Consider the following 22828-nt stretch of genomic DNA (forward strand, 5'->3'; position numbering starts at 1 on the left):
TGAATTCACGCCTATGAAGTCTTCTATTGTTGCCAAACTGGAAGCGTTGTACGAGCGCCACGAAGAAGTGCAGGCGCTGCTCGGCGATGCCGCGACGATTGCCGATCAGGATAAATTCCGCGCGCTGTCGCGGGAGTATGCTCAACTAAGCGATGTGGCGCGCTGCTATACCGACTGGCGTCAGGTGCAGGAGGATATTGAAACCGCGCAGATGATGCTCGACGATCCGGAAATGCGCGAAATGGCGCAGGAAGAGCTGCGGGACGCCAAAGATAAAGGCGAACAGCTGGAGCAACAGCTACAGGTCCTGCTCCTGCCGAAAGATCCTGATGACGAGCGTAACGCCTTCGTGGAAGTGCGCGCCGGGACCGGCGGCGACGAAGCGGCGCTGTTTGCCGGCGACCTGTTCCGCATGTACACCCGTTACGCGGAATCGCGCCGCTGGCAGGTGGAGATCCTCAGCGCCAACGAAGGTGAACACGGCGGCTTTAAAGAGGTGATCGCCAAGATCAGCGGCGACGGCGTCTATGGCCGGCTCAAATTTGAATCCGGCGGCCATCGCGTGCAGCGCGTGCCGGCCACCGAGTCGCAGGGGCGTATCCACACCTCCGCCTGTACGGTGGCGGTGATGCCGGAGCTGCCGGAGGCGGAAATGCCGGATATCAACCCGGCGGATCTGCGCATCGATACGTTCCGTTCCTCCGGCGCGGGCGGTCAGCACGTTAACACCACCGACTCGGCGATCCGTATTACCCACCTGCCCACCGGCATCGTGGTGGAGTGTCAGGACGAACGTTCCCAGCATAAAAACAAAGCCAAGGCGCTGTCGGTGCTGGGGGCGCGGATCCGCGCCGCCGAAGTGGCCAAGCGTCAGCAGGCGGAAGCCTCCACGCGCCGCAACCTGCTGGGCAGCGGCGACCGCAGCGATCGCAACCGTACCTACAACTTCCCGCAGGGCCGCGTGACCGACCACCGCATCAACCTGACCCTTTACCGTCTCGATGAGGCGATGGAGGGCAAACTCGACATGCTGATTGAGCCGATTGTCCAGGAACACCAGGCCGATCAGCTGGCGGCGCTGTCCGAGCAGGAATGATGACCTTTCAGGCCTGGCTGCAGCAGGCAATCGCCCGCCTGGCGGAGAGCGACAGTCCGCGACGCGACGCCGAGATCCTGCTGGGACACGTCACCGGTCGGGCGCGCACCTGGATCCTGGCCTTCGGCGAAACGACGCTGTCCGCCGACGAGGCGACGACGCTGGAGGCGCTCCTGCAGCGACGCCAGCGCGGGGAGCCCATCGCCCATCTGGTCGGGCAGCGGGAGTTCTGGTCGCTGCCGCTGTTTGTCTCCCCGGCGACGCTGATCCCCCGACCGGATACCGAATGTCTGGTGGAGCAGGCGCTGGCGCGTCTGCCCGTCGCGCCGTGCCGTATTCTCGACCTCGGCACCGGGACCGGCGCCATTGCCCTGGCGCTGGCCAGTGAACGTCCTGACTGTGAAGTGATCGCGGTGGACGTGATGCCGGACGCCGTGGCGCTGGCGTTGCGTAATGCCGCTCATCTGGGCATTGCTAACGTGACGATACGGCAAAGCGACTGGTTCAGTGCGCTGGCCGGGCAGCGCTTCGCCATGATCGTCAGCAATCCCCCCTATATCGACGCCGCCGACCCGCATCTTGCCGAAGGCGATGTGCGTTTTGAGCCGTTGACGGCGCTGGTGGCATGCGACCAGGGACTGGCCGATCTGGCGCAGATTATCCGCGAGGGGCGGCAGTATCTGCAGCCCGGCGGCTGGATGCTGCTGGAGCATGGCTGGACCCAGGGCGAAGCGGTACGCGCCCTGTTTCGCGAGGCGGGCTATCTGGATGTCGCGACCTGCCGCGACTATGGCGACAATGAGCGTCTGACCCTCGGACGTTTACCCGACATGGAGAACGTTGGCTGATGAACTTATTCACGGCTGTCCTCTACCTGCACATCGCCAGCGTGGTGGTGTCGGTAGGATTGTTCGTTTTACGTTACTGGTGGATGTATCACCAGAGCCCGCTGCTGAACCAGCGGTGGGTGCGAATTGCGCCGCACTGCAGCGATACGCTGCTGTTTCTCAGCGGTGCGGGATTAATGGCGATAACGCACTACCTGCCGTTCACAGAAGACGGCGCATGGCTGACTGAAAAGCTGTTTGGCGTTATCATTTACATCGCATTAGGTTTTATCGCGCTGGGCCGTCGTCGTCCGCGCAGCCAGCAGAGCCGCTTTATCGCGTTCCTGCTGGCGCTGGTGGTGTTGTTTATCATCATTCAACTCGCCATCACAAGAATACCGATACTGGGGTAGGTCATGGGGTCATTAGCGGATTTCGAATTTAACAAAGCGCCATTGTGTGATGGCATGGTCCTCATTTCTGAACAGGTCCGCGACGATTTTCCGACGCGTTTTGTCGAGGAAGAGCTGCAGCGGCTGCTGCGCCTCGCGCAGGAGGAGATTGCGCCTTCGTGGGACCAGGAACGCCAGATAGAACGCCTGCTGGCGCTGTTTTACGAGGAGTGGGGCTTTGGCGCCTCGCAGGGCGTTTATCGTCTATCCGACGCGCTATGGCTCGATAAAGTGCTGGTCAACCGCCAGGGAAGCGCGGTGTCATTAGGCGCGATCCTGCTGTGGATCGCCCAGCGTCTGGGGCTGCCGGTAGTGCCGGTGATCTTCCCGACCCAGATGCTGCTGCGCGCGGACCCGGAAACCAGCGAAGAGATGTGGCTGATTAATCCGTTCAACGGCGAAACCCTCGACGAACATACCCTGGAGGTATGGCTGAAGGGCAACATCGGGCCGGTGGCGGAACTGTTTAATGAAGATCTCGACGAAGCGGATAACGCCGAGGTGATCCGCAAGTTGCTGGACACCCTGAAGTCGGCGCTGATGGAAGAGCGGCAGATGGAGCTGGCCCTGCGCGCCAGCGAAGCGCTGCTGCAGTTTAACCCGGAAGATCCGTATGAGATCCGCGACCGCGGGCTGATATACGCCCAGCTGGATTGCGATCACGTGGCGCTGCTGGACCTGAGCTATTTTGTCGAACAGTGTCCGGAGGATCCGATCAGCGAGATGATCCGCGCACAAATCAACACGATTTCGCACAAACAAATTACATTGCATTAGTCTGGAACCATTCCGGTTACACCCTGATAAGGCGAATTTATGAAACAAAAAGTGGTTAGCATTGGTGATATCAACGTAGCGAACGACCTGCCGTTCGTGCTGTTCGGCGGGATGAACGTGCTGGAGTCACGCGATCTGGCGATGCGCATCTGCGAACATTACGTCACCGTTACGCAGAAGCTTGGCATCCCCTACGTCTTCAAAGCCTCCTTTGATAAAGCCAACCGTTCCTCCATTCACTCCTATCGTGGGCCGGGTCTGGAAGAAGGGATGAAGATTTTCCAGGAGCTGAAGCAGACCTTTGGCGTGAAAATCATCACCGACGTTCATGAAGCCAGCCAGGCGCAGCCGGTGGCTGACGTCGTGGACGTGATCCAGCTTCCCGCCTTCCTCGCGCGCCAGACTGACCTGGTGGAAGCGATGGCCAAAACCGGAGCGGTGATCAACGTCAAGAAACCGCAGTTCGTCAGCCCGGGCCAGATGGGTAACATCGTCGATAAATTCATCGAAGGTGGTAACGACAAAGTGATCCTCTGCGACCGCGGCGCGAACTTCGGTTACGACAACCTGGTGGTGGATATGCTCGGCTTCGGCGTGATGAAGAAAGCCTCCAACAACTCGCCGGTTATTTTCGACGTCACCCACGCGCTGCAGTGCCGCGACCCGTTTGGCGCTGCCTCCGGCGGTCGCCGCGCGCAGGTGAGCGAGCTGGCCCGCGCTGGTATGGCGGTGGGTATCGCCGGTCTGTTTATCGAAGCGCATCCGGATCCGGACCACGCGAAATGCGACGGCCCGTCCGCGCTGCCGCTGGATAAACTGGAGCCGTTCCTCAAGCAGATGAAAGCGATTGACGATCTGGTGAAAAGCTTCGACGAGCTGGATACCAGCAAGTAAGCCTGACCGCATCACTGAAAAAGCCTGCCGGCGTCAAAACCGGCAGGCTTTTTTTTCGCCCGGACTCCGCCGGACGGGCAAGCGGGGTCAGGCGAAAATGGTCATCAGGTAGGCGGCGAACAGCGCCAGATGGGCCGCGCCGTTCAGCACATTGGTGCGTCCGGTGGAGAAGGAGATATGACACAGCACCAGCGAAGCGACCATCACCACCATCTCCGGCGCGCCAAGGCCAAAGCGCAGCTCATTGCCGGTCAGGAAGGCGATGAGGGTGACCACCGGGACCGTCAGCGAGATGGTGGCCAGCACGGAGCCGAAGAACAGGTTCATCGCCCGCTGTACCTGATTGTTGAGCACCGCTTTGAGCGCGCCAAGGCCTTCCGGCGACAGGATCAGCAAGGCCACGAGGAAGCCGGTGAAGGCCACCGGGGCATCCATGCTGGTCAACAGCGTTTCCAACGGGTTGGCGTTCATTTTAGTGACGGCGATCACCGCCACCAGGTGCACCAGCAGCCAGGCGGTATGCCACCCGCTGCTGTGGGCGGACGGTTTACCGTGGTGCGGGTCGTCATCATCGCCGTCGTCTTCATGCTCATACACAAACAGACTCTGATGGGTTTTGGTCTGAATAAGCAGGAAAACGCCGTACATGGCCGCCGAAATCACCGCCACCAGCAGCGATTGCCCGGTGCTGAAGTTCGCGCCCGGCAGCGCCATGGGAAACACCAGCACGATAATCGCCAGCGGAAACAGGGCGATAAGATACTGCTTAATGCCGAACAGATTCATATATTGGGTGGCGAATTTACGCCCGCCCAGCAGCAGGGAGAAACCGACCAGACCGCCGGTGACGATCATAATGATGGAGTAGAGCGTATCACGCATCAGGGTCGGCGCGGCGTCGCCGGTGGCCATCAACGCGGAGATCAGACTGACCTCAAGGATAACCACCGACAGGCTGAGAATCAGGGAGCCGTAGGGTTCGCCCAGGCGGTGGGCTAGGACGTCGGCGTGGCGGACCACGCTGAAGGCGCTGCTTAAAATACCGACCAGCGCGAGGATATTAATCGCGATAACCACTGGCAGTGACTGGCTGCTGCCCCAGAAAAACAGCACCGCCAGCGCCAGCACCGGAAAGACGAGGGAAGACTCCTTATGGCGGGTTTTTACCGCCTCATGTGCATGGGTCATGAACCATCTCCATTTATGCAGGTGTTATAATTATAAAAACGCAGGGCGATAAAGTAACAGATTTTGCTAAATTTCTGCTGTATTTTTACTTAAGTTTACGGGTATCGAGAGATATCTTGATTAGTTTATTATAATTTGCGATTACGCTATTTTTATACTTACTATTCAGATAATTACTAAAATTCATTTTTAACTCATCCTCGGCTTGATAGCCTGCCGCCTGCGTTCCAGACTTAAATTTTATGCTCAAACAGGAGGTCATTATGCCCTATAACAGTAAACAAGAGCTCCCCGACAGCGTTCAGCATGTTCTGCCTGCCCATGCACAGGAAATTTATAAAGAAGCGTTTAACAGCGCCTGGGATCAATATAAAGATAAAGACGAGCGGCGCGATGACGCCAGCCGTGAAGAGACGGCGCACAAAGTCGCCTGGGCGGCGGTGAAGAACAGCTACGAGAAAGGCGATGACGATAAGTGGCATAAGAAAAAATAATTGCTGACGCCGCTTTTATGCTTGCCAGCGCCCCGCTGATTGCTTATTGAAAGATAAAGCTGGATAATATTTCAGCAATATTGACGGATGCATGAGACGAACGCCGGGAAGCGGGCAGTGGCGGAGGTAGTAAACAGTGTTAACTCGTGATTTCTTGATGAATGCGGATTGTAAGACAGCGTTTGGCGCTATTGAGGAATCGCTACTCTGGTCGGCAGAACAACGCGCAGCCTCGCTGGCGGCGACGCTGGCCTGCCGCCCGGATGATGGCTCAGTATGGATCTTTGGCTACGGTTCGCTTATCTGGAACCCGGCGCTCAATTATCGCGAGTCCTGCACTGGCACGCTGCCGGGCTGGCACCGCGCGTTTTGCCTGCGGTTGACCGCCGGGCGCGGGAGCGCCTGCCAGCCGGGACGTATGCTGGCCCTGAAAGAGGGCGGTCGAACCACCGGCGTCGCTTATCGTCTGCCGGACGACACGCTGGAAGAAGAGCTGACGCTGCTGTGGAAACGGGAGATGATTACCGGCTGCTATCTGCCGACCTGGTGCAAGCTGGAGCTGGACGACGGGCGGACGGTAAATGCGCTGGTGTTTATTATGGATCCGCGTCATCCGCTGTTTGAGCCGGATACCAGCGCCCAGGTCATTGCTCCGCTGATCGCCCGGGCCAGCGGGCCGCTCGGCACCAACGCTCAGTACCTGTTTTCGCTGGAACAGGCGTTGAGTAAGCTCGGGATGCACGACGCCAGTCTTGATGATCTGGTGGCCAGCGTCCGCGCGCTGTTGGGCGACAGCCCGACGCCGGGCCTGGCCTGAGCGCGCGGAAAAGAAAAACGCCCGGCATGGCCGGGCGTGTGTTAAGGCAGTGACTGTCAGGCCGGAACGTAGCTGATGGAGTGCTCCAGTGACTGGCTGTGACTGTCGATAAGCACGTTCCAGGTGCCGCTGTAGGGCACCGTCAGATAGGCGCTGTCCCGATCCTGCACGCTCAGAATATCCGCATGGCTGTCGCCAGGAACCTTCGCGCTCATCAGATGAATATGGCAGCGCTCTGAGCACCGCACCACCAGCGTGTCACCGCCAAACAACGTCAAACTTGCTTTTACCATCGCCATTTTTGTACCCCGTCTCTGTCCCGCTACAGCATCCTGCCCACCCAGTCCTCGCGTGATATTGTTCACACTTTGCTCTGTGCATCACACCAAACGGCGCGGGTCGGGATGCTGATTTTGATCAAAAAAAGGGATAAAGATTAAACAAAAATGACGTTGTTCCTGAAAGCATTCAGCTAACGTTTTTTTTACCTCTTCAGGCGGCGAAACCTGATATTTCCTGCCGTTCTGCGGCGCAGATTTAGAAGGTCAGCACTTTATCTGCCGCCAGGGTCCACTGGGCCAGCTCAACGAGAGTGCCAACCTCCACCCCATCAACCAGCGGCAGTGCGCTGACCCCGCGGCCGTCCGCGCAGGTCTTGCACAGCTTCACGGGAACCTGCTGGGCGGTGAGGATCTCCAGCATCTGCTGCACATTATACCCTTCCGCCGGCTTCTGCCCGCGCAGCCCGGCGGTGACGGCGTCGGACATCAAAAACAGCTTGAGATCGAGGTCGGACTGCTGTTCGCGCAGGGCAATGGCCAGACGCAGGCTATTGAACAGGGATTCACTGCCGTAGGCGGCGCCGTTGGCGATAATCACAATACGTTGCATACAAACTCCTTCTTAAAGGCACGGTTATTGCTTTACCGCAGTATAAAGCGTTAACCCGGAGGAGGGGTATGAATAATACGACTGGTCACGCGGACGAGGCGACGGCCTGGCTGCAGCTGGCGCGCCGCCTGCAAAAACAACAGCTTCAGCAACTTGCCCGGCTGGGCGAGCTGGCAAGTCAGCTCAGCGCGCTGGTGCATATGCTGCAGTGCGAGCGCGGGGCGTCGAATATTTTTCTTTGCTCGGGCGGTCAGCTGTACGCGGCGGAGTGTCGGGCGGGTGGGGCGCTGGTTGATGAGCGGCTGGCCTTGTTCTATGCCGCCCTCGAACGGGCGCGCGCGGTCGCCGGCAGCGCGCTGTGCTGGCGCATCGCCCGGGCGGTCGGCGATCTGGCGCAGCTCCCGGCGCTGCGTGAGCAGGTCAGCCGCCGGCAGGTCGCCGCTGAAGCTGCGACGGAGCAGTTCAGCCGTATTATCCGCCATCTGCTGAATATCGTCCCGCAGCTCAATGACAGCATTGACGACCCGTCGGTAGCCGGGCGTATGGTCGCCCTGTACAGCTTTATGCAGGGAAAAGAGCTGGTGGGCCAGGAGCGCGCGCTGGGAGCATTGGGCTTTACCCGCGGCGAGTTCAGCGACAGCCTGCGCCAGCAGCTGGTGGACCGTATTGACGGTCAGCAGCCCTGCTTTGACAGCTTCCAGGCGCTGGGCAGTCCGGCGACGGTCCAGCTGTTTACGACCGAGTGCCAGGCCGGTCTGGACATCGAGCAACTGCGGCGGATCGCCTGCACCCGCCAGCCGGCGGCGGACGGCGGGGAAACGGCGCTGCGCTGGTTCGGCCTGCAAACCCAGCGGCTTGAGCAACTGCGCGAAGTGGAAGAGCAACTGATCGACGATCTGCTGGACGCCACCGACGCGCTGTTAGAAGACGACGCGCCTGGCTGGCTGGCCGGGGAGGAGAGCGACAGCGTGACGCCGCGGCTGGATAAACAGCTGCTGCCGCTGGTGCGCCAGCAGGCCTATGAGCTGCAGCAGCTCTCCAGCCAGCTGGCTTCGCTGAAAGACGCGCTCGAGGAACGCAAGCTGATCGAAAAAGCGAAAAGCCTGCTGATGACTCATCAGGGGATGCCGGAGGAGCAGGCCTGGCAGACGCTGCGCAAGATGGCCATGGACAAGAATCAGCGGATGGTTGAGATAGCCCGCGCGCTGCTGATGGTGAAGGCGATCTGGCCATTAACCCCAAAGGAGTAGATGCACAATCGATGGGCATTCGCTGCCTGTCGGCGGTGCACTTTTGCCTGACAAACCGACCAGAGCGAAAGGAAAAGCCCGCCAGCGCGCCATAGCCAAAGCTGGCATCCCCTTTGCATTAGCATTAGTGAGTGAATAAAAGTCCGGGCGACGAACCAATGGCGGTTCGGGTGTCCGTGGATAAAGGCGTCCTGCAGTGCATATGCACTGTCGGGCGCTTTTTTTTTGCGCGTGTGGAGCGGATATGAGCGATAAGTTTTCAATTTCACGGCGGCGCTTGCTGCAGGCAGGGGCCGCGCTGGGCGGCGCGATGCTGCTGCCGGGCGTGATGCAGGCCGCATGGGCCGGCGGCTCGGACAGACCGGAGCAAACCACCGTGCGGGTAGGGTTTATTCCGCTGACCGACTGTGCGCCGCTGGCCATCGCCGCGGCGAAGGGGTTTGACAAAAAATATGGCATTACCCTGGCGCCGAGTAAGGAGGCCAGCTGGGCGGCGGTGCGCGATAAGCTGGTGGCCGGTGAACTGGACGCGGCGCATATTCTCTATGGCCTGCTGTACGGTCTTGAACTGGGGATCGCCAGCAAGCCGCAGGCGATGGCTAATCTGATGACCCTCAACCGCAATGGTCAGGCCATCACCCTCTCCAGCGAGCTGCAGGAGAAAGGGGTGACCGACCTCGGCGGACTGAAGCGGCTGATCGACCGCAGCGCGCCGGGCAGCTACACCTTCGCCCATACCTTTCCCACCGGCACCCATGCCATGTGGCTTTACTACTGGCTGGCGAGCGCCGGCATCGATCCCTTTAACGATGTGCGCACCGTCGTGGTGCCGCCGCCGCAGATGGTGATGAACATGCGCATCGGCAATATGAGCGGCTTTTGCGTCGGCGAGCCGTGGAACGCCCGCGCCATTAACGACCGTATCGGCTTCACCGCGGCCACTTCCCAGGATATCTGGCCTGAGCATCCGGAAAAGGTGCTGGGCGCCCGTCGCGACTGGGTGGAACGCCACCCGAACACCGCCCGCGCGCTGGTGGCGGCCCTGATGGAGGCGCAGCGCTGGATCGCCGCCTCGGCGGAGAACACCCGGGAGACGGCCCGCCTGCTCGCCAGACGCGGCTGGCTCAATACCAAAGAGCAGTACCTCACCGGCCGGATGCTTGGGGAGTATGACAACGGCCTCGGCCGCCGCTGGCAGGATGCCCATCCGATGCGTTTTTACGCCGAGGGAGAGGTGAGCTTTCCCTGGCTGTCGGACGGGATGTGGTTCCTCACCCAGTTTCGTCGCTGGGGGCTGCTGAAGCAGGCTCCGGATTACCTCGCCGTGGCGTCGCGTCTTAACCGCATCGACGTCTGGCAGGCGGCCGCCCAGGCGGTCGGCGGGATCAGCACACCGGCGGCCACGATGCGCAGCAGCACACTGATGGACGGTACGGTCTGGAACGGGTCTGACCCGGAAGGCTACGCCCGCCATTTCGCTATTCAACGTAAGGGGGCATGAGATGAAGCAGGCACAACGTAAGCAACCGGTCGTCAGCGCGGAGAACGCGCCTGGCGAAGTCATTATCCTGCCGCCGGTGCAGGTCCGGCGCACCACGCCGACCGTCACGCGCTGGCTGCGTGAGCTCACCCAACGCCTGCTGCCCCCGCTGCTGGGGCTGGGGGTGCTGCTGCTGGCCTGGCAGCTGGCGGCGATGCACAGCAAAGGCTTTCCCACCCCGTTGAGCACGCTGGACTCGGCGCTGACGCTGTTCGCCGATCCGTTCTATCAGGACGGGCCGAATGACATGGGGATCGGCTGGAACGTGCTGGCCTCCCTGCAGCGCGTGGCGGTGGGCTTCGGCCTGGCGGCGCTGGCGGGCATTCCGCTGGGGTTTTTGATCGGCCGCTCGCTGTTCTTCGCCCGCATGTTTAATCCGCTGATTGCTCTGCTGCGCCCGGTCAGCCCGCTGGCCTGGCTGCCGATTGGCCTGCTGCTGTTCCAGAAGGCGGAGCCAGCCTCCAGCTGGACCATTTTTATCTGCTCCATCTGGCCGATGGTGATCAACACCGCGGAAGGCGTGCGGCGGATCCCGCAGGACTATCTCAACGTCGCCCGCGTCCTCCAGCTCTCAGAGTGGACGGTGATGCGCAAAATTCTCTTTCCGGCGGTGCTGCCGGCGGTGCTCACCGGCGTGCGCCTCTCCATCGGCATCGCCTGGCTGGTGATCGTGGCGGCGGAAATGCTCACCGGCGGGCTGGGGATCGGCTTCTGGATCTGGAACGAGTGGAACAACCTCAATGTGGAAAACATCATCATCGCCATCGTCATTATCGGCGTCGTCGGCCTGCTGCTGGAGCAGGGCCTGATGCTGCTCGCCCGCCGCTTTAGCTGGCAGGACAAATAAGGAGCCAATATGAAACCATTAATTCAGGTGCAGGCCGTCAGCCAGCGCTTCAACACCGCCAGCGGCGAGTTTCTGGCGCTACAGAATGTCTCCTTCGATATCGTCGAAGGGGAGACCATTAGCCTGATCGGCCACTCGGGGTGCGGAAAATCGACCCTGCTGAATCTGATCGCCGGGATCACGACCCCTACCGAGGGCGGACTGCTGTGCGATAACCGGGAAATCGCCGGGCCCGGGCCGGAGCGGGCGGTGGTTTTCCAGAACCACTCGCTGCTGCCGTGGCTGAGCTGTTTCGACAATGTGGCGCTGGCGGTGGATCAGGTGTTCCGTCGCATCATGAGCAAGCATGAGCGTCGGGAGTGGATTGAACACAACCTCGCTCGCGTGCAGATGAGTCATGCGCTGCATAAACGGCCCGGGGAGATCTCCGGCGGCATGAAGCAGCGGGTGGGTATCGCCCGGGCGCTGGCGATGAAGCCGAAAGTGCTGCTGCTTGATGAGCCCTTCGGCGCCCTGGACGCGCTGACCCGCGCTCACCTCCAGGACACGGTGATGCATATCCAGCAGGAGCTCAATACCACCATCGTCATGATCACCCACGACGTTGATGAAGCGGTGCTGCTTTCCGACAGGGTGCTGATGATGACCAACGGCCCGGCGGCGACGGTCGGCGAGATCCTCGCGGTCGATCTGCCGCGTCCGCGCCATCGCGTTCAGCTGGCGGACGACAGCCGGTACCACCATCTGCGCCAGCAGATCCTCCATTTCCTGTATGAAAAACAGCCGAAAGCGGCATAAGGAGGCGGTCATGACGCGGCGACTGGTGGTGATCGGTAACGGCATGGCGGCCACCCGGCTGGTGCAGCGGCTGGTTGAGCGCGACCCTGCGCGGTTTGCCATTACCGTCGTCGGCGACGAGCCGCACCCGGCCTATAACCGCATCCAGCTCTCGCCGCTGCTGGCTGGCGAAAAAACGGCCTCACAGATCCCGTTGCTGCCGGCGGAGTGGTACACCCGGCACGGGGTGTGTCTGCGGTCTGGCGAGGCGGTGGATGAAGTGGATGTTGCGCAACGGCGGCTGCGCATCGCTGACGCCTGGCTGCCGTGGGACGAGCTGGTTTTCGCCACCGGCTCGCGGCCCTTTATCCCGCCGCTGCCGGGCATTGATCGTCCGCAGGTTATGCCCTTCCGCACCTTGGCGGACGTGGAACGTATTCTGGCGATACCCGGCCCGGCGGTGGTGATTGGCGGTGGGGTTCTGGGCGTGGAAGCGGCGGCGGCGCTGCGTCGCCGCGGCGGAGAGGTCACACTCCTGCATCGCGGCAGCGGCTTAATGGCGCCGCTGATCGACGCCTTTGCCGCCGATGAGCTCAGGCAGCAGCTTGAAGCGCGCGGTATTCGCTGCGTGCTGGAGTGCCGGATCGCCGCCATCGACGCCGACGGCGTGCGGCTGGCGGACGGGCGGGTATTCCGCGCCGCCCGAGTGGTGCTGGCGACCGGCGTGCAGCCCAACAGCCGTCTGGCGGCGCAGTCCGGCGTGCTGTGCCAGCAGGGGATCGTGGTTGACCGCCAGATGGCCGCCTCGCTGCCGGGGATCAGCGCCATTGGCGAGTGTTGCGAAATTGACGGCCAGACCTGGGGGCTGGTGGCTCCCTGCCTGCGCCAGGCCGAGGTGCTGGCGGATCGCCTGTGCGGCGCCCCCGGCGCGGGCTTTGTCTGGCAGGACGCCGGGACCCGCCTGAAGGTCACCGGCATTGAACTCTTTAGCGTCGGCGAACAGCAGGCCGGCGAACAGGATGACATCTATACCAGCTGGGATCCCATCGACCGGCACTATCGTCGCCTGCTGCTGCGCGACGGCCGCCTGCACGGCGTGCTGCTGATGGGCGACTGTACCGCCGCCGCCGCGCTCACCGCGCGCCTGGAAAGCGACGAGCCCGCCACCGCGGACTGGCTTTTTGACCCTTCTTCAACGCAGCCGCAGGCTGCAGGAATAATGACGATGACGAAACCTGTATTAGTGCTGGTGGGACATGGCATGGTCGGCCACCATTTTCTCGAACAATGCGTGAGCCGCAACCTGCATCAGCAATATCGTATCGTGGTGTTTGGCGAAGAGCGTTACGCCGCCTACGACCGGGTGCATCTCTCCGAATATTTCGCCGGACGCAGCGCCGAATCGCTGTCGCTGGTGGCCGATGATTTCTTTCACCAGCACGGCATCGAACTCCGCCTCGGCAAGGCGGTGGCGACGATCGACCGCGACGCGCGGCTGGTGCGGGACGCCGAGGGGCATGAAACTCACTGGGATAAACTGGTGCTGGCGACCGGCTCCTATCCCTTTGTTCCGCCGATCCCTGGCAACGATCTCGACGGGTGCTTTGTCTATCGCACCCTTGACGATCTCGACCGTATCGCCGCCCATGCCGCCGCGGCGAAGACCGGGGTGGTGATCGGGGGCGGCCTGCTCGGGCTGGAGGCCGCCAACGCCCTGAAACAGCTGGGGCTGGAGACGCACGTGGTGGAGTTTGCCCCGAACCTGATGGCCGTCCAGTTGGATAACGGCGGGGCGGCGATGCTGCGGGAGAAGATCGTCGCCCTCGGCGTGGGGGTGCATACCAGCAAAGCCACCACCGCCATCGTGCGCGAGGCCGATGGCCTGCGGCTGAACTTTGCCGACGGCGGCACGCTGGCGGCCGACATGGTGGTCTTCTCGGCAGGGATCCGCCCGCAGGACGCGCTGGCCCGTGGCTGCGCCCTGCAGGTTGGCGAGCGCGGGGGGATTGGCATCGACGGCCAGTGCCGCACCACTGACCCGGACGTGCTGGCGATAGGCGAATGCGCCCTGTGGGATAATAAAATTTACGGCCTGGTGGCGCCGGGTTATCAGATGGCGCGGATCGCCGCGGCCACCCTCGCAGGAGAGGACGCCTGCTTTAGCGGCGCCGACATGAGCACCAAACTGAAGCTGCTGGGGGTTGACGTAGCCTCGTTTGGCGATGCGCAGGGGCGCACGCCGGGCTGCCAGAGCTATCAATGGACCGACGGTCCGCAGCAGGTTTACAAAAAAATCGTCGTCAGTCAGGACGGCAAAGCCCTGCTTGGCGGCGTGTTGGTGGGGGACGCCAGCGACTACGCCACGCTGCTGCAGATGATGCTGAACGGCATGGCGCTGCCGCCGCGTCCGGAGAGCCTGATCCTGCCGGCGCTGGAGGGGGCCGCGCCGAAGGCGCTGGGGGTGGCGGCGCTGCCCGACAGCGCGCCGATCTGCTCCTGCCATAGCGTCAGCAAAGGCGATATCTGCCAGGCGGTGAACAATGGCGCGGGGGATATGGCGGCGATAAAAAGCTGCACCAGAGCGGCCACCGGCTGCGGCGGCTGCAGCGCGCTGGTGAAACAGGTGATGGAGCACCAGCTGGCGGCGCAGGGCGTCGAAGTGAAAAAAGACGTCTGCGAGCATTTCCCGTGGTCGCGTCAGGAGATCTACCATCTGGTGCGGGTCAACCATATCCATACCTTCGAGCAGCTGATTAGCCGCTACGGCCAGGGGCACGGCTGCGAGGTTTGTAAACCGCTGGTGGCCTCGGTGCTGGCCTCCTGCTGGAACGAATACCTGCTGAAGCCGGCGCACCTGCCGCTGCAGGATACCAACGACCGCTATTTCGCCAACATTCAGAAGGACGGCACCTATTCGGTGGTGCCGCGGATGGCGGCGGGGGAAGTGACGCCGGACGGGCTGATCGCCATCGGGCAGATCGCCAAACGTTACCAGCTCTACAGCAAAGTGACCGGCGGCCAGCGCATCGACCTGTTTGGCGCGCGGCTGGAACAGCTGCCGGCGATCTGGCGCGAGCTGGCCGACGCCGGGTTTGAAACCGGCCACGCCTATGGCAAGTCGCTGCGCACGGTGAAGTCCTGCGTCGGCGCAACCTGGTGTCGCTACGGCGTGCAGGACTCCACCGGGCTCGCGGTGCGGCTCGAGCATCGCTATAAAGGGCTGCGCGCCCCGCACAAAATCAAGATGGCGGTCTCCGGCTGCACCCGCGAATGCGCTGAAGCCCAGGGCAAAGACATCGGGGTGATTGCCACCGACAAAGGCTGGAATCTCTACGTCTGCGGCAACGGCGGAATGAAGCCGCGTCACGCCGACCTGTTTGCCAGCGACCTCGACGAAGCGACGCTGATCCGCAGCATCGATCGTCTGCTGATGTTCTATATCCGCACCGCCGATCGCCTGCAGCGGACCAGCACCTGGATGGACAACCTGGAGGGCGGCGTGGCCTACCTGCGGCAGGTGGTGATGGAGGACAGCCTCGGCATTGGCGAGGAGCTGGAACAGGAGATGGCCCGCATCGTCGACAGCTACCAGTGCGAGTGGCAGACCACGCTCAACGATCCCCAGCGCCTGGCGCTGTTCCGCTCCTTCGTGAACAGCGACCAGCCCGACGAGGCGGTGCAGCGCCACGATCTGCGCGGTCAGCCGCAGCCGTTGCCTGCTGAAGCGTTGCCCGAAGGCGAACTCCCATCCCGGCCGTGGCAGGCGATTTGCGACCTTGACGCCATCCCGGCGCAGGCGGGGATCGGCGCCCGGTTAGGGGAGCGGCAGATCGCCCTGTTCCGCTTTGGCGATCGGGTGTATGCCCTGGACAACCGCGAGCCGGGCAGCGCGGCCAACGTGTTGTCGCGGGGGCTGTTAGGGGACGTCGGCGGGGAACCGGTGGTGATCTCCCCGCTGTACAAACAGCGGATTCGCCTGCGCGACGGCTGGCCGTGCGACGGCGGTGAACAGGCAGTGCGCGCCTGGCCGGTGAAAGTGGAAAACGGCAAAGTGTGGGTGGGCAGCCAGCAGCTGCTGGCGCGAGCGGAGGCCTCCTGATGAAGACCATCCGAACGACCTGTCCCTACTGCGGCGTAGGCTGCGGCGTGCTGGCGAGCGTGGATGACGCGGGTCAGGTGAGCGTGCGCGGCGACGAACAGCACCCGGCCAACCTCGGCCGCCTGTGCGTCAAAGGGGCGGCACTAGGGGAGACCACGGGCCTGGCGGGGCGGCTGCTGGCGCCGGAGGTGGACGGCCAGCCGGTGGCCTGGTCTCAGGCGCTGGCGGAGACCGCTTCCCGCCTGCAACAGGTTATCGACCAGCACGGTCCGCAGGCGGTGGCCTTCTACGCCTCCGGCCAGCTGTTGACGGAGGATTACTATGCCGCCAACAAGCTGATGAAGGGATTTATCGGCGCGGCGAACATCGATACCAATTCGCGGCTGTGCATGTCTTCGGCGGTGACCGGCTACAAGCGGGCCTTTGGCGCCGACGTGGTGCCCTGTAGCTATGAGGATGTGGAAAACAGCGATCTGGTGGTGCTGGTCGGCTCGAACGCCGCCTGGGCGCACCCGGTGCTGTACCAGCGTCTGGCGCAGGCGAAGCGGGATAATCCCCGGCTACAGATCGTGGCGATAGACCCCCGGCGCACCGCCACCTGCGAAATCGCCGATCGCCATCTGGCGCTGGCGCCGGGAAGCGACGGCGGGCTGTTCGTGGGGTTGCTTAACGCCCTGGCGCAGGCCGGGGCCTGCGTCGACGGTTTTCGCGACGGCCCGCAGGCGCTGGCCGCCGCCCGCGGCTGGGACGTGGCGAAAGTGGCGGCTTTTTGCGGCCTGCCCGCCGATGAGGTGGCGGGTTTCTATCGCGATTTTATCGCCGCCCCGCGGGCCATCACCCTCTACACCATGGGAATTAACCAGTCAGCCAGCGGCAGCGACAAATGTAATGCCATCATCAACGTCCATCTGGCCAGCGGAAAGTATGGCCGCCGCGGCTGCGGCCCCTTTTCGCTGACCGGTCAACCCAACGCCATGGGCGGGCGCGAAGTCGGCGGGTTGGCGACGATGCTGGCGGCGCACATGGATTTTGTGCCAGACGATCTGCAGCGGCTGGCCCGCTTTTGGGGAACCGAGCGGCTGGCGCAGACCCCGGGGCTGACCGCCGTGGAGCTGTTTGCCGCCATCGGCCGCGGCGAGGTGAAAGCGGTGTGGATCATGGGCACCAACCCGGTGGTGTCGCTCCCCGACAGCCACGCGGTGAGCCAGGCGCTGGCCGGCTGTCCGCTGGTGATCGTCTCGGATGTCGCCGCTGAGACGGATACCGGACAATTCGCCCACATTCGCTTTCCTGCGCTGGCCTGGGGCGAGAAAAATGGCACGGTCACCAACTCGGAGCGGCGCATCTCCCGTCAGCGTAGCTTCCTGCCGCCGCCGGGGGAGGCGAAAGCGGACTGGTGGATCATCGCCAGAGTGGGGCAGGCGCTGGGGTATCGCGAGGCGTTTACCTGGCAGCATCCGCATGACGTCTTCCGCGAGCATGCGGCGCTGTCCGGTTTCGAAAACGACGGCCAGCGGGCGTTTGATATCGGCGCGTTGGCGGATCTCAGCCGCGAGGCATGGGACGCTATGGCGCCGGTACGCTGGCCGGTCAGCCGCCGCCGCGCCGCCTGGGATGTCACGCGCGGCTGGCATAGCGATGGCAGGCTGCGGATGGTGCCAGTGACGCCTCAGCCGACCCGGGCGGCAACCGATGTCTTTTATCCGCTGATCCTCAACAGCGGGCGGATCCGCGATCAGTGGCACACCATGACCCGCACCGGCGCCGTGCCGCGGCTGATGCAGCATATCGCGGAGCCGGTGGTGGAGGTGGCGCCGCAGGACGCCGTTCGCTACCAGCTTGTCGCCGGCGGGCTGGCGCGGATCTGGTCGCGCCATGGGGTGATGGTGGCGAAAGTGGCGATCAGCGAAGGCCAGCGCCCCGGCTCGCTGTTTGTCCCAATGCACTGGAACAATCAGTTCGCCCGCCAGGGGCGGGTGAATAATCTGCTGGCCGCCGTCACGGACCCGCATTCCGCCCAGCCGGAGAGTAAACAGGCGGCGGTGGCCATCGCCCCCTGGCAGCCTGCCTGGCATAGCGAACTGTTTTGTCGCGAACCGCTGCCGTTTCCTGCGGCCTGGCACTGGCGGCGGCGGGCGGCGGCGGGCGTATTGCACTACTCGCTGGCCGGGGAGGCGTCAGCCCGACAGTGGCTCAGCGTCTGGTGCGCGCAGCGCGGCTGGCAGCTGCAGATAGCAGACGGCGGCGCGGTGTGGAACCTGCTGGCGTGGCATCAGGGGAGGCTGATGCTGGGCTGGTGGAGCGATGCGCGCGAGCCGGCGGTGGATAGCGCAGGGATAAGCGCCGCCTTCGCCGCGCCGCCGTCCGACGCCGCCCGGCGCCATGCGTTGCTCAGCGGCCGACCGGACGCCGCCGCCGCGCCGCCGGGGCGGATCGTCTGCAGCTGTTTTGGGGTGGGGGAGCGGGCGATCGGCGAGGCCATCGCCAGCGGCTGCGCCAGCGTTGGGGCTTTGGGCGCCAGGCTTAAGTGCGGGACCAACTGCGGCTCCTGCGTGCCGGAGCTCAACGCGCTGCTGACGGCGCAACCGGCCCGCGCCGGGGCGTAACGGCGCGGCGGCACCTTCTGTGGTTGGGCGACTATTTGCCCAACCGGTTTCAGCATATTCCTGGAATTGTCCGCAGGGCTGCGGGAGAAGGGAAAAGACGATAAACTAAAACTATCTTCCAATTTTTTCTGCGAGCCCGCGCAAAACCTGTTGATGCCTGTGTCGTACCGTTTGCTGCCATCCCTGATCTTTCTCCTGCTGCTGCCGGGCGCTCCTGTCTGGGCGCTGACCGCCAGCGACACCGCTCTTACGCCCCAGGGAGAAGATCCCTTGCCCGATTTGGGGATCGCCCCGCAGGTCGATGACGACGCCAGACACTTTGCCGAAGTGGCGAAGAAATTCGGCGAGGCCAGCATGAGCGATAACGGACTGACGGCGGGCGAGCAGGCGCAGATGTTCGCCATCAACAAACTCGGCAATGAAGTGAGCCACCAGCTGGAGAGCTGGCTCTCGCCGTGGGGCAACGCCAATGTCGACCTGCTGGTCGATAAAGAGGGGAAGTTCACCGGCAGTAAAGGGAGCTGGTTCGTGCCATTGCAGGATAACGATCGCTACCTGACGTGGAACCAGTATTCGGTAACCCGGCGCGAGAACGATCTGGTGGGCAATATTGGGCTTGGCCAGCGCTGGCGGGTCGGCGGCTGGCTGCTGGGCTATAACTCGTTTTATGACAAGGTGCTGAGCGAAAGCCTGGCCCGCGGCAGCGTCGGCGCCGAGGCGTGGGGGGAATATCTCCGCCTGTCGGCGAACTACTATCATCCGCTGGGCGACTGGCAGCTGCGGGAGAATCAAACTCAGGAGCAGCGGATGGCCGCGGGGTATGACGTTACCGCCCAGGCGCGGCTGCCGTTTTATGAGCACATCAACACCAGCGTCAGCGTCGAACAGTACTTCGGCGACAGCGTCGATCTGTTTCACACCGGCACAGGCTACCATAACCCGGTGGCCGTCTCCGTCGGGCTCAATTATACCCCGGTCCCGCTGGTCACCGTGACCGCCAAGCATAAGCAAGGGGAAAATGGCGTCAGCCAGAACAACGTTGGCCTGAAGCTCAACTACCGCTTTGGCGTGCCGCTCAAGCAGCAGCTGGCGGCGGACGAGGTGGCGTTCAGCAACTCACTGCGCGGCAGCCGCTTCGACAGCCCGGAGCGGGATAATCTGCCGGTGGTGGAGTATCGGCAGCGCAAAAATCTGACGGTCTACCTGGCCACGCCGCCCTGGGATCTACAGTCCGGGGAGACGGTGCAGCTGAAGCTGCAGATCCATAGTCTGCACGGCATCAAGTCGCTGCACTGGCAGGGCGACACCCAGGCGCTCAGCCTGACGCCGCCGGTGGATGCCAGCAGCCCCGATGGCTGGAGCGTGATTATGCCGGTGTGGAACAGTGAACCGGGCGCCGCGAACCGCTGGCGCCTGTCGGTGGTGGTAGAGGATAAACAGGGGCAGCGCGTCTCCTCCAATGAGATCGTCCTGACGCTGACCGAGCCGCTGATCAAGTTCACCGCGCCTGGCGTCTCGTGGACGGACTCGCCTTAAAAAATTCGCTCCTGGTGGACCCATACCGCGGCTTCCACCCGGGATTTGAGCTTCATTTTCTTCAGCATGTGCTTGACGTGCACTTTGACGGTGCTTTCGGTGATATCCAGCCGGCGGGCGATCATTTTGTTCGGCAGCCCCTGGGCGATCAGCTTGAGGATGTCGCGCTCGCGCGGGGTCAGCTGGCTGATGTCGCGATCGGAGGTGGCGCGGTTGGCGCGCAGGCTGGCGGCCAGCACCGGGGTTAACGCTTCGCTTAATACCATCTCGCCGGCGGCGGCCTGCTGCAGCGCTTTCAGCAGATCTTCCGGCTCCATGTCTTTCAGCAGATAGCCATCGGCGCCGCGCTTGAGGGCGGTAACAACGTCCTCTTCATGGTTAGAGACGCTGAAGACCACCACCCGGCCAGACAGCGATTTCTCACGCAGTTTGTCCAGCGTCTCCAGACCGTTCATGCCCGGCATATTGAGGTCCAGCAGGATCAGGTCCGGATCCAGCGACTCCGCCAGCTCGATACCTTGCGCGCCATTGCTGGCTTCGCCAATCACCTGGATGTCCGGCGCCATGCTGATCAGTTGTTTCACGCCGGTGCGCAGCATCGGATGGTCGTCAATGAGAAGGATGGTTGCCCGTTCCTGTTGACTCATGGGGGTCTCCTTATTGGATAGAAAACGTTTTTTCCGGGATAAACGTGACGATCACTTCGGTCCCGCCGGTTTCCCGGCGCCGAACCTGACAGTCGCCGCGCAGACTTTGCGCGCGATCCCGCATAATGATTAAACCGTAATGGTTACTCCGCTCTGCGTGGTCCGGCACGCCGCGGCCGTTATCCGCCACCACCAGACGGACCTGATTATCGCGTTGTGACACCGTCACGGTGACTTGGGTCGCGCTGGCATGCTTCAGGGCATTGCTTAACGCTTCGCGGGCGATCTGCAGCAGGTGAATGGCCTGATGCGACGGCACAAAGCGCGGCGGGAGCTGATAATCAAGCTGCACCGTAAAGCCGAAGTGGGCGCTGTACTCCTGACAGCTGGCCTCCAGCGCCGGGCGCAGGCCCGGCTCGGTCAGCTGCAGGCGGAAGGTGGTCAACAGCTCACGCAGCTGGGCCCAGGAGGTATTCAGCTCGTTACGTATCTGCCCCAGCAGCTGACGGCTCTCCGCCGGCAAGGCGTCGCCCTGCATCTGCAGGCAGCTGACCTGCATCTTCATACAGGATAGCGACTGGGCGATGGAATCATGCAGCTCGCGGGCGATAGTGGCCCGCTCTTCCATAACGATCAGCTGCTGCTGTTTCTCCTGATGGCGGTCCAGCGCCAGGGTGCTGGTCAGTTGTTCAACCACAGTATCCACCAGCTGCTGCTGATCGTGGCTGAGATGACGGCCAACCGGCAGCGTCGCCAGCAGGATGCCGTACTGATTATGCGCATCCGACAGCCGCCACTTCAGCGTCGTTCCGCCATCCGGCAGCGGCGGCAGGTTGCGTGGGCAGAGGTAGCAGCCCATGTCGTCACACTCATTATCCGAGTGGCAGGTAAACTCCTGATGGTTGTCTTCATCTTCCAGATCGTAGACCCGCACCTCGATATCGCGCAGCAGCGTCAGACCCTGCAGGCCGTTCAGCACCGGCGAAATGCGTTCACAGAGCGGGGCGTTGGCGTGCAGCCGGCGGTTGGCCTGCCATAAGAAAGCGAGGATCTCGTTCTTCTGTTCCAGCCCGGCGGTCTTCTCCTGCACCCGGCGCTCGAGCACGGCGTAGCTTTCCGCCAGCTCTTCCGACATGTTATTTAGCGCCATGCCGAGGGTCGCCATTTCGTTGCGTCCGCTGATGTGCGCCCGCTGGGTGAAATCACGCTGGCTCACCGCTCGCGCCATGCTCAGCAGCTGTTTCCATGGCCGCAGCAGGCGGGCGCGTAGCCAGATGATGGTGAAGATCAGCAGCAGCGCCATGCCGATGGCGAGGAGGCGATGGATCCAGACCACCCGTTCGATACGCTGCTCGGTGGTATGGTCGAATGCGGTGACCAGCTGGTCGATACGATCGACAAAGTCGGCGACATCCTGGGCGACCTCCGCCTGGTTGACCGCGCGCTGCATGCCGGGAGCCAGCGCCAGCTGCCAGTACTGCTGCAGGGCCTGCAGCTGGCGCTCCTGCCCGTCGCGGCGGGCGGAGTTTTGCAGCTCCGGACTGAAGACGGTGGCGGTCATATCATCGACCAGCTTTTGGTCGTGTTCATTCAGCGGGATCGCCGCCAGCAGCCGGTAGCTCTGCATGCGTAATGACCCGGCTTTGTTAATGGCGTGCGCGCTGCCCTGCACGCCGTTGACCAGGCGCGCGGAGATCGCCATACCGGCGACGCCAGTAAGGGTGGCAAGCAGGACGATCAACGCCAGTTGATTGACCAGCGTCAGCGGGGTAAAAAGACGTTTTAACATGGAATGCGTGGCTCCTGACCGGTCGTGTCCCCGGGAGTGGCGCTTATTCTCGGCTATCCCCTGGAGTATACCCATACCCACAAAGAGTTACTCCTTAATTGTCGGTGGTAGGCGCCGTTGGGAGAGGGGTTAGACGCATCCCGGCAGCCGTGTGAAAAACCACACTTTTTTTCCCACCATTCTCTACTCACTTCGGAGCATGGTTTATTTTCGCACAAATTAGCGCGCGCTTTTCCTTTGATTTATATCAACTTACCGCCCGGGGCAACCCCTAAGGTAGCGGCAGGAAAAATGAATAATC

The 22828-nt window shown here is 62.7% G+C and carries 19 protein-coding genes; 14 read left to right on the plus strand and 5 right to left on the minus strand.

The features are described 5' to 3' along the window. Positions 1 to 13 precede the first annotated feature (13 nt). The 5 genes from prfA to kdsA are packed head-to-tail and all read left to right on the plus strand — an operon-like array spanning position 14 to position 4046. The gene (gene prfA, locus ACOI7Z_RS21235) at positions 14 to 1096 is read left to right on the plus strand and encodes a peptide chain release factor 1 (RefSeq protein WP_004203214.1); all 1083 of its coding nucleotides are present in this window, start codon (positions 14 to 16) and stop codon (positions 1094 to 1096) included. Further along, positions 1096 to 1944 carry a peptide chain release factor N(5)-glutamine methyltransferase gene (gene prmC / locus ACOI7Z_RS21240; protein ID WP_087848646.1) on the plus strand — a complete coding sequence of 283 codons (849 nt, stop codon included), beginning with the start codon at positions 1096 to 1098 and terminating at the stop codon, positions 1942 to 1944. The genes prfA and prmC overlap by 1 nt, the downstream gene beginning before the upstream one ends. Continuing rightward, complete coding sequence (gene sirB2, locus ACOI7Z_RS21245) at positions 1944 to 2336, plus strand: invasion regulator SirB2 (protein ID WP_008804389.1); 393 nt, start codon at positions 1944 to 1946, stop codon at positions 2334 to 2336. Before prmC ends, sirB2 begins: the two co-directional genes overlap by 1 nt. Before the next feature lie 3 nt (positions 2337 to 2339). Then, positions 2340 to 3152, plus strand: a complete 813-nt coding sequence (sirB1, locus tag ACOI7Z_RS21250) for an invasion regulator SirB1 (RefSeq protein WP_017899847.1) — start codon at positions 2340 to 2342, stop codon at positions 3150 to 3152. 39 nt (positions 3153 to 3191) lie between these two features. Beyond that, on the plus strand, positions 3192 to 4046 hold the full coding sequence (gene kdsA, locus ACOI7Z_RS21255; RefSeq protein WP_002910393.1) for a 3-deoxy-8-phosphooctulonate synthase: 855 nt from the start codon (positions 3192 to 3194) through the stop codon (positions 4044 to 4046). Between the two features lie 87 nt (positions 4047 to 4133). Here kdsA and chaA read toward each other — a convergent pair whose 3' ends face one another. After that, positions 4134 to 5234: a sodium-potassium/proton antiporter ChaA gene (gene chaA / locus ACOI7Z_RS21260; protein ID WP_065881264.1), complete on the minus strand. Its 1101-nt coding sequence runs from the start codon at positions 5232 to 5234 to the stop codon at positions 4134 to 4136. Positions 5235 to 5497: 263 nt separating this feature from the next. On the opposite strand from chaA, the gene chaB reads away from it, so the two are divergent. After that, on the plus strand, positions 5498 to 5728 hold the full coding sequence (gene chaB / locus ACOI7Z_RS21265; protein WP_023290145.1) for a putative cation transport regulator ChaB: 231 nt from the start codon (positions 5498 to 5500) through the stop codon (positions 5726 to 5728). Positions 5729 to 5864: 136 nt separating this feature from the next. Next, positions 5865 to 6545, plus strand: a complete 681-nt coding sequence (locus tag ACOI7Z_RS21270) for a gamma-glutamylcyclotransferase (RefSeq protein WP_023290144.1) — start codon at positions 5865 to 5867, stop codon at positions 6543 to 6545. Between the two features lie 56 nt (positions 6546 to 6601). Here ACOI7Z_RS21270 and ACOI7Z_RS21275 read toward each other — a convergent pair whose 3' ends face one another. Next, entirely contained in the window at positions 6602 to 6844 is a 243-nt protein-coding gene (locus tag ACOI7Z_RS21275; protein WP_002910387.1) for a DUF1883 domain-containing protein, read from the minus strand. Between the two features lie 238 nt (positions 6845 to 7082). Next, on the minus strand, positions 7083 to 7436 hold the full coding sequence (locus ACOI7Z_RS21280) for a DsrE/DsrF/TusD sulfur relay family protein (protein ID WP_002910380.1): 354 nt from the start codon (positions 7434 to 7436) through the stop codon (positions 7083 to 7085). Between the two features lie 68 nt (positions 7437 to 7504). Here ACOI7Z_RS21280 and nasR point away from each other — a divergent pair, with 68 nt between their 5' ends. The 7 genes from nasR to ACOI7Z_RS21315 all read left to right on the plus strand — a co-directional run bounded on the left by nasR (position 7505) and on the right by ACOI7Z_RS21315 (position 20091). Next, positions 7505 to 8686, plus strand: a complete 1182-nt coding sequence (gene nasR, locus ACOI7Z_RS21285; RefSeq protein ID WP_044523872.1) for a nitrate regulatory protein NasR — start codon at positions 7505 to 7507, stop codon at positions 8684 to 8686. 244 nt (positions 8687 to 8930) lie between these two features. Further along, positions 8931 to 10187: a CmpA/NrtA family ABC transporter substrate-binding protein gene (locus ACOI7Z_RS21290; protein WP_032453296.1), complete on the plus strand. Its 1257-nt coding sequence runs from the start codon at positions 8931 to 8933 to the stop codon at positions 10185 to 10187. Between the two features lies 1 nt (position 10188). After that, positions 10189 to 11073, plus strand: coding sequence for a nitrate ABC transporter permease (gene ntrB / locus ACOI7Z_RS21295; RefSeq protein WP_087775644.1), 885 nt, complete (start codon positions 10189 to 10191; stop codon positions 11071 to 11073). A 9-nt stretch (positions 11074 to 11082) separates the two neighbouring features. Next, complete coding sequence (locus tag ACOI7Z_RS21300) at positions 11083 to 11871, plus strand: ABC transporter ATP-binding protein (protein WP_087848647.1); 789 nt, start codon at positions 11083 to 11085, stop codon at positions 11869 to 11871. Positions 11872 to 11881: 10 nt separating this feature from the next. Then, on the plus strand, positions 11882 to 15949 hold the full coding sequence (gene nirB / locus ACOI7Z_RS21305; RefSeq protein WP_087848648.1) for a nitrite reductase large subunit NirB: 4068 nt from the start codon (positions 11882 to 11884) through the stop codon (positions 15947 to 15949). Beyond that, complete coding sequence (locus ACOI7Z_RS21310; protein WP_087848649.1) at positions 15949 to 18555, plus strand: nitrate reductase; 2607 nt, start codon at positions 15949 to 15951, stop codon at positions 18553 to 18555. Before nirB ends, ACOI7Z_RS21310 begins: the two co-directional genes overlap by 1 nt. 153 nt (positions 18556 to 18708) lie before the next feature. After that, on the plus strand, positions 18709 to 20091 hold the full coding sequence (locus ACOI7Z_RS21315) for a YchO/YchP family invasin (RefSeq protein WP_032453282.1): 1383 nt from the start codon (positions 18709 to 18711) through the stop codon (positions 20089 to 20091). Here ACOI7Z_RS21315 and narL read toward each other — a convergent pair. Beyond that, the gene (narL, locus tag ACOI7Z_RS21320) at positions 20088 to 20738 is read right to left on the minus strand and encodes a two-component system response regulator NarL (RefSeq protein ID WP_002910198.1); all 651 of its coding nucleotides are present in this window, start codon (positions 20736 to 20738) and stop codon (positions 20088 to 20090) included. The genes ACOI7Z_RS21315 and narL overlap by 4 nt on opposite strands. Positions 20739 to 20748: 10 nt before the next feature. Continuing rightward, positions 20749 to 22527, minus strand: coding sequence for a nitrate/nitrite two-component system sensor histidine kinase NarX (narX, locus tag ACOI7Z_RS21325; protein WP_032428899.1), 1779 nt, complete (start codon positions 22525 to 22527; stop codon positions 20749 to 20751). Positions 22528 to 22828: the final 301 nt, after the last annotated feature.

The organism is Klebsiella sp. C283, from assembly GCF_048822555.1.
Classification (GTDB): domain Bacteria; phylum Pseudomonadota; class Gammaproteobacteria; order Enterobacterales; family Enterobacteriaceae; genus Klebsiella; species Klebsiella quasipneumoniae.

What these genes read in the sequence shown, in the direction of transcription:
- prfA (WP_004203214.1), top strand. Translation starts at nt 14, where the DNA reads ATGAAGTCTTCTATTGTTGCCAAACTGGAAGCGTTGTACGAGCGCCAC.
- prmC (WP_087848646.1), top strand. Translation starts at nt 1,096, where the DNA reads ATGACCTTTCAGGCCTGGCTGCAGCAGGCAATCGCCCGCCTGGCGGAG.
- sirB2 (WP_008804389.1), top strand. Translation starts at nt 1,944, where the DNA reads ATGAACTTATTCACGGCTGTCCTCTACCTGCACATCGCCAGCGTGGTG.
- sirB1 (WP_017899847.1), top strand. Translation starts at nt 2,340, where the DNA reads ATGGGGTCATTAGCGGATTTCGAATTTAACAAAGCGCCATTGTGTGAT.
- kdsA (WP_002910393.1), top strand. Translation starts at nt 3,192, where the DNA reads ATGAAACAAAAAGTGGTTAGCATTGGTGATATCAACGTAGCGAACGAC.
- chaA (WP_065881264.1), bottom strand. Translation starts at nt 5,234, where the DNA reads ATGACCCATGCACATGAGGCGGTAAAAACCCGCCATAAGGAGTCTTCC.
- chaB (WP_023290145.1), top strand. Translation starts at nt 5,498, where the DNA reads ATGCCCTATAACAGTAAACAAGAGCTCCCCGACAGCGTTCAGCATGTT.
- ACOI7Z_RS21275 (WP_002910387.1), bottom strand. Translation starts at nt 6,844, where the DNA reads ATGGCGATGGTAAAAGCAAGTTTGACGTTGTTTGGCGGTGACACGCTG.
- ACOI7Z_RS21280 (WP_002910380.1), bottom strand. Translation starts at nt 7,436, where the DNA reads ATGCAACGTATTGTGATTATCGCCAACGGCGCCGCCTACGGCAGTGAA.
- nasR (WP_044523872.1), top strand. Translation starts at nt 7,505, where the DNA reads ATGAATAATACGACTGGTCACGCGGACGAGGCGACGGCCTGGCTGCAG.
- ACOI7Z_RS21290 (WP_032453296.1), top strand. Translation starts at nt 8,931, where the DNA reads ATGAGCGATAAGTTTTCAATTTCACGGCGGCGCTTGCTGCAGGCAGGG.
- ntrB (WP_087775644.1), top strand. Translation starts at nt 10,189, where the DNA reads ATGAAGCAGGCACAACGTAAGCAACCGGTCGTCAGCGCGGAGAACGCG.
- ACOI7Z_RS21300 (WP_087848647.1), top strand. Translation starts at nt 11,083, where the DNA reads ATGAAACCATTAATTCAGGTGCAGGCCGTCAGCCAGCGCTTCAACACC.
- nirB (WP_087848648.1), top strand. Translation starts at nt 11,882, where the DNA reads ATGACGCGGCGACTGGTGGTGATCGGTAACGGCATGGCGGCCACCCGG.
- ACOI7Z_RS21310 (WP_087848649.1), top strand. Translation starts at nt 15,949, where the DNA reads ATGAAGACCATCCGAACGACCTGTCCCTACTGCGGCGTAGGCTGCGGC.
- ACOI7Z_RS21315 (WP_032453282.1), top strand. Translation starts at nt 18,709, where the DNA reads ATGCCTGTGTCGTACCGTTTGCTGCCATCCCTGATCTTTCTCCTGCTG.
- narL (WP_002910198.1), bottom strand. Translation starts at nt 20,738, where the DNA reads ATGAGTCAACAGGAACGGGCAACCATCCTTCTCATTGACGACCATCCG.
- narX (WP_032428899.1), bottom strand. Translation starts at nt 22,527, where the DNA reads ATGTTAAAACGTCTTTTTACCCCGCTGACGCTGGTCAATCAACTGGCG.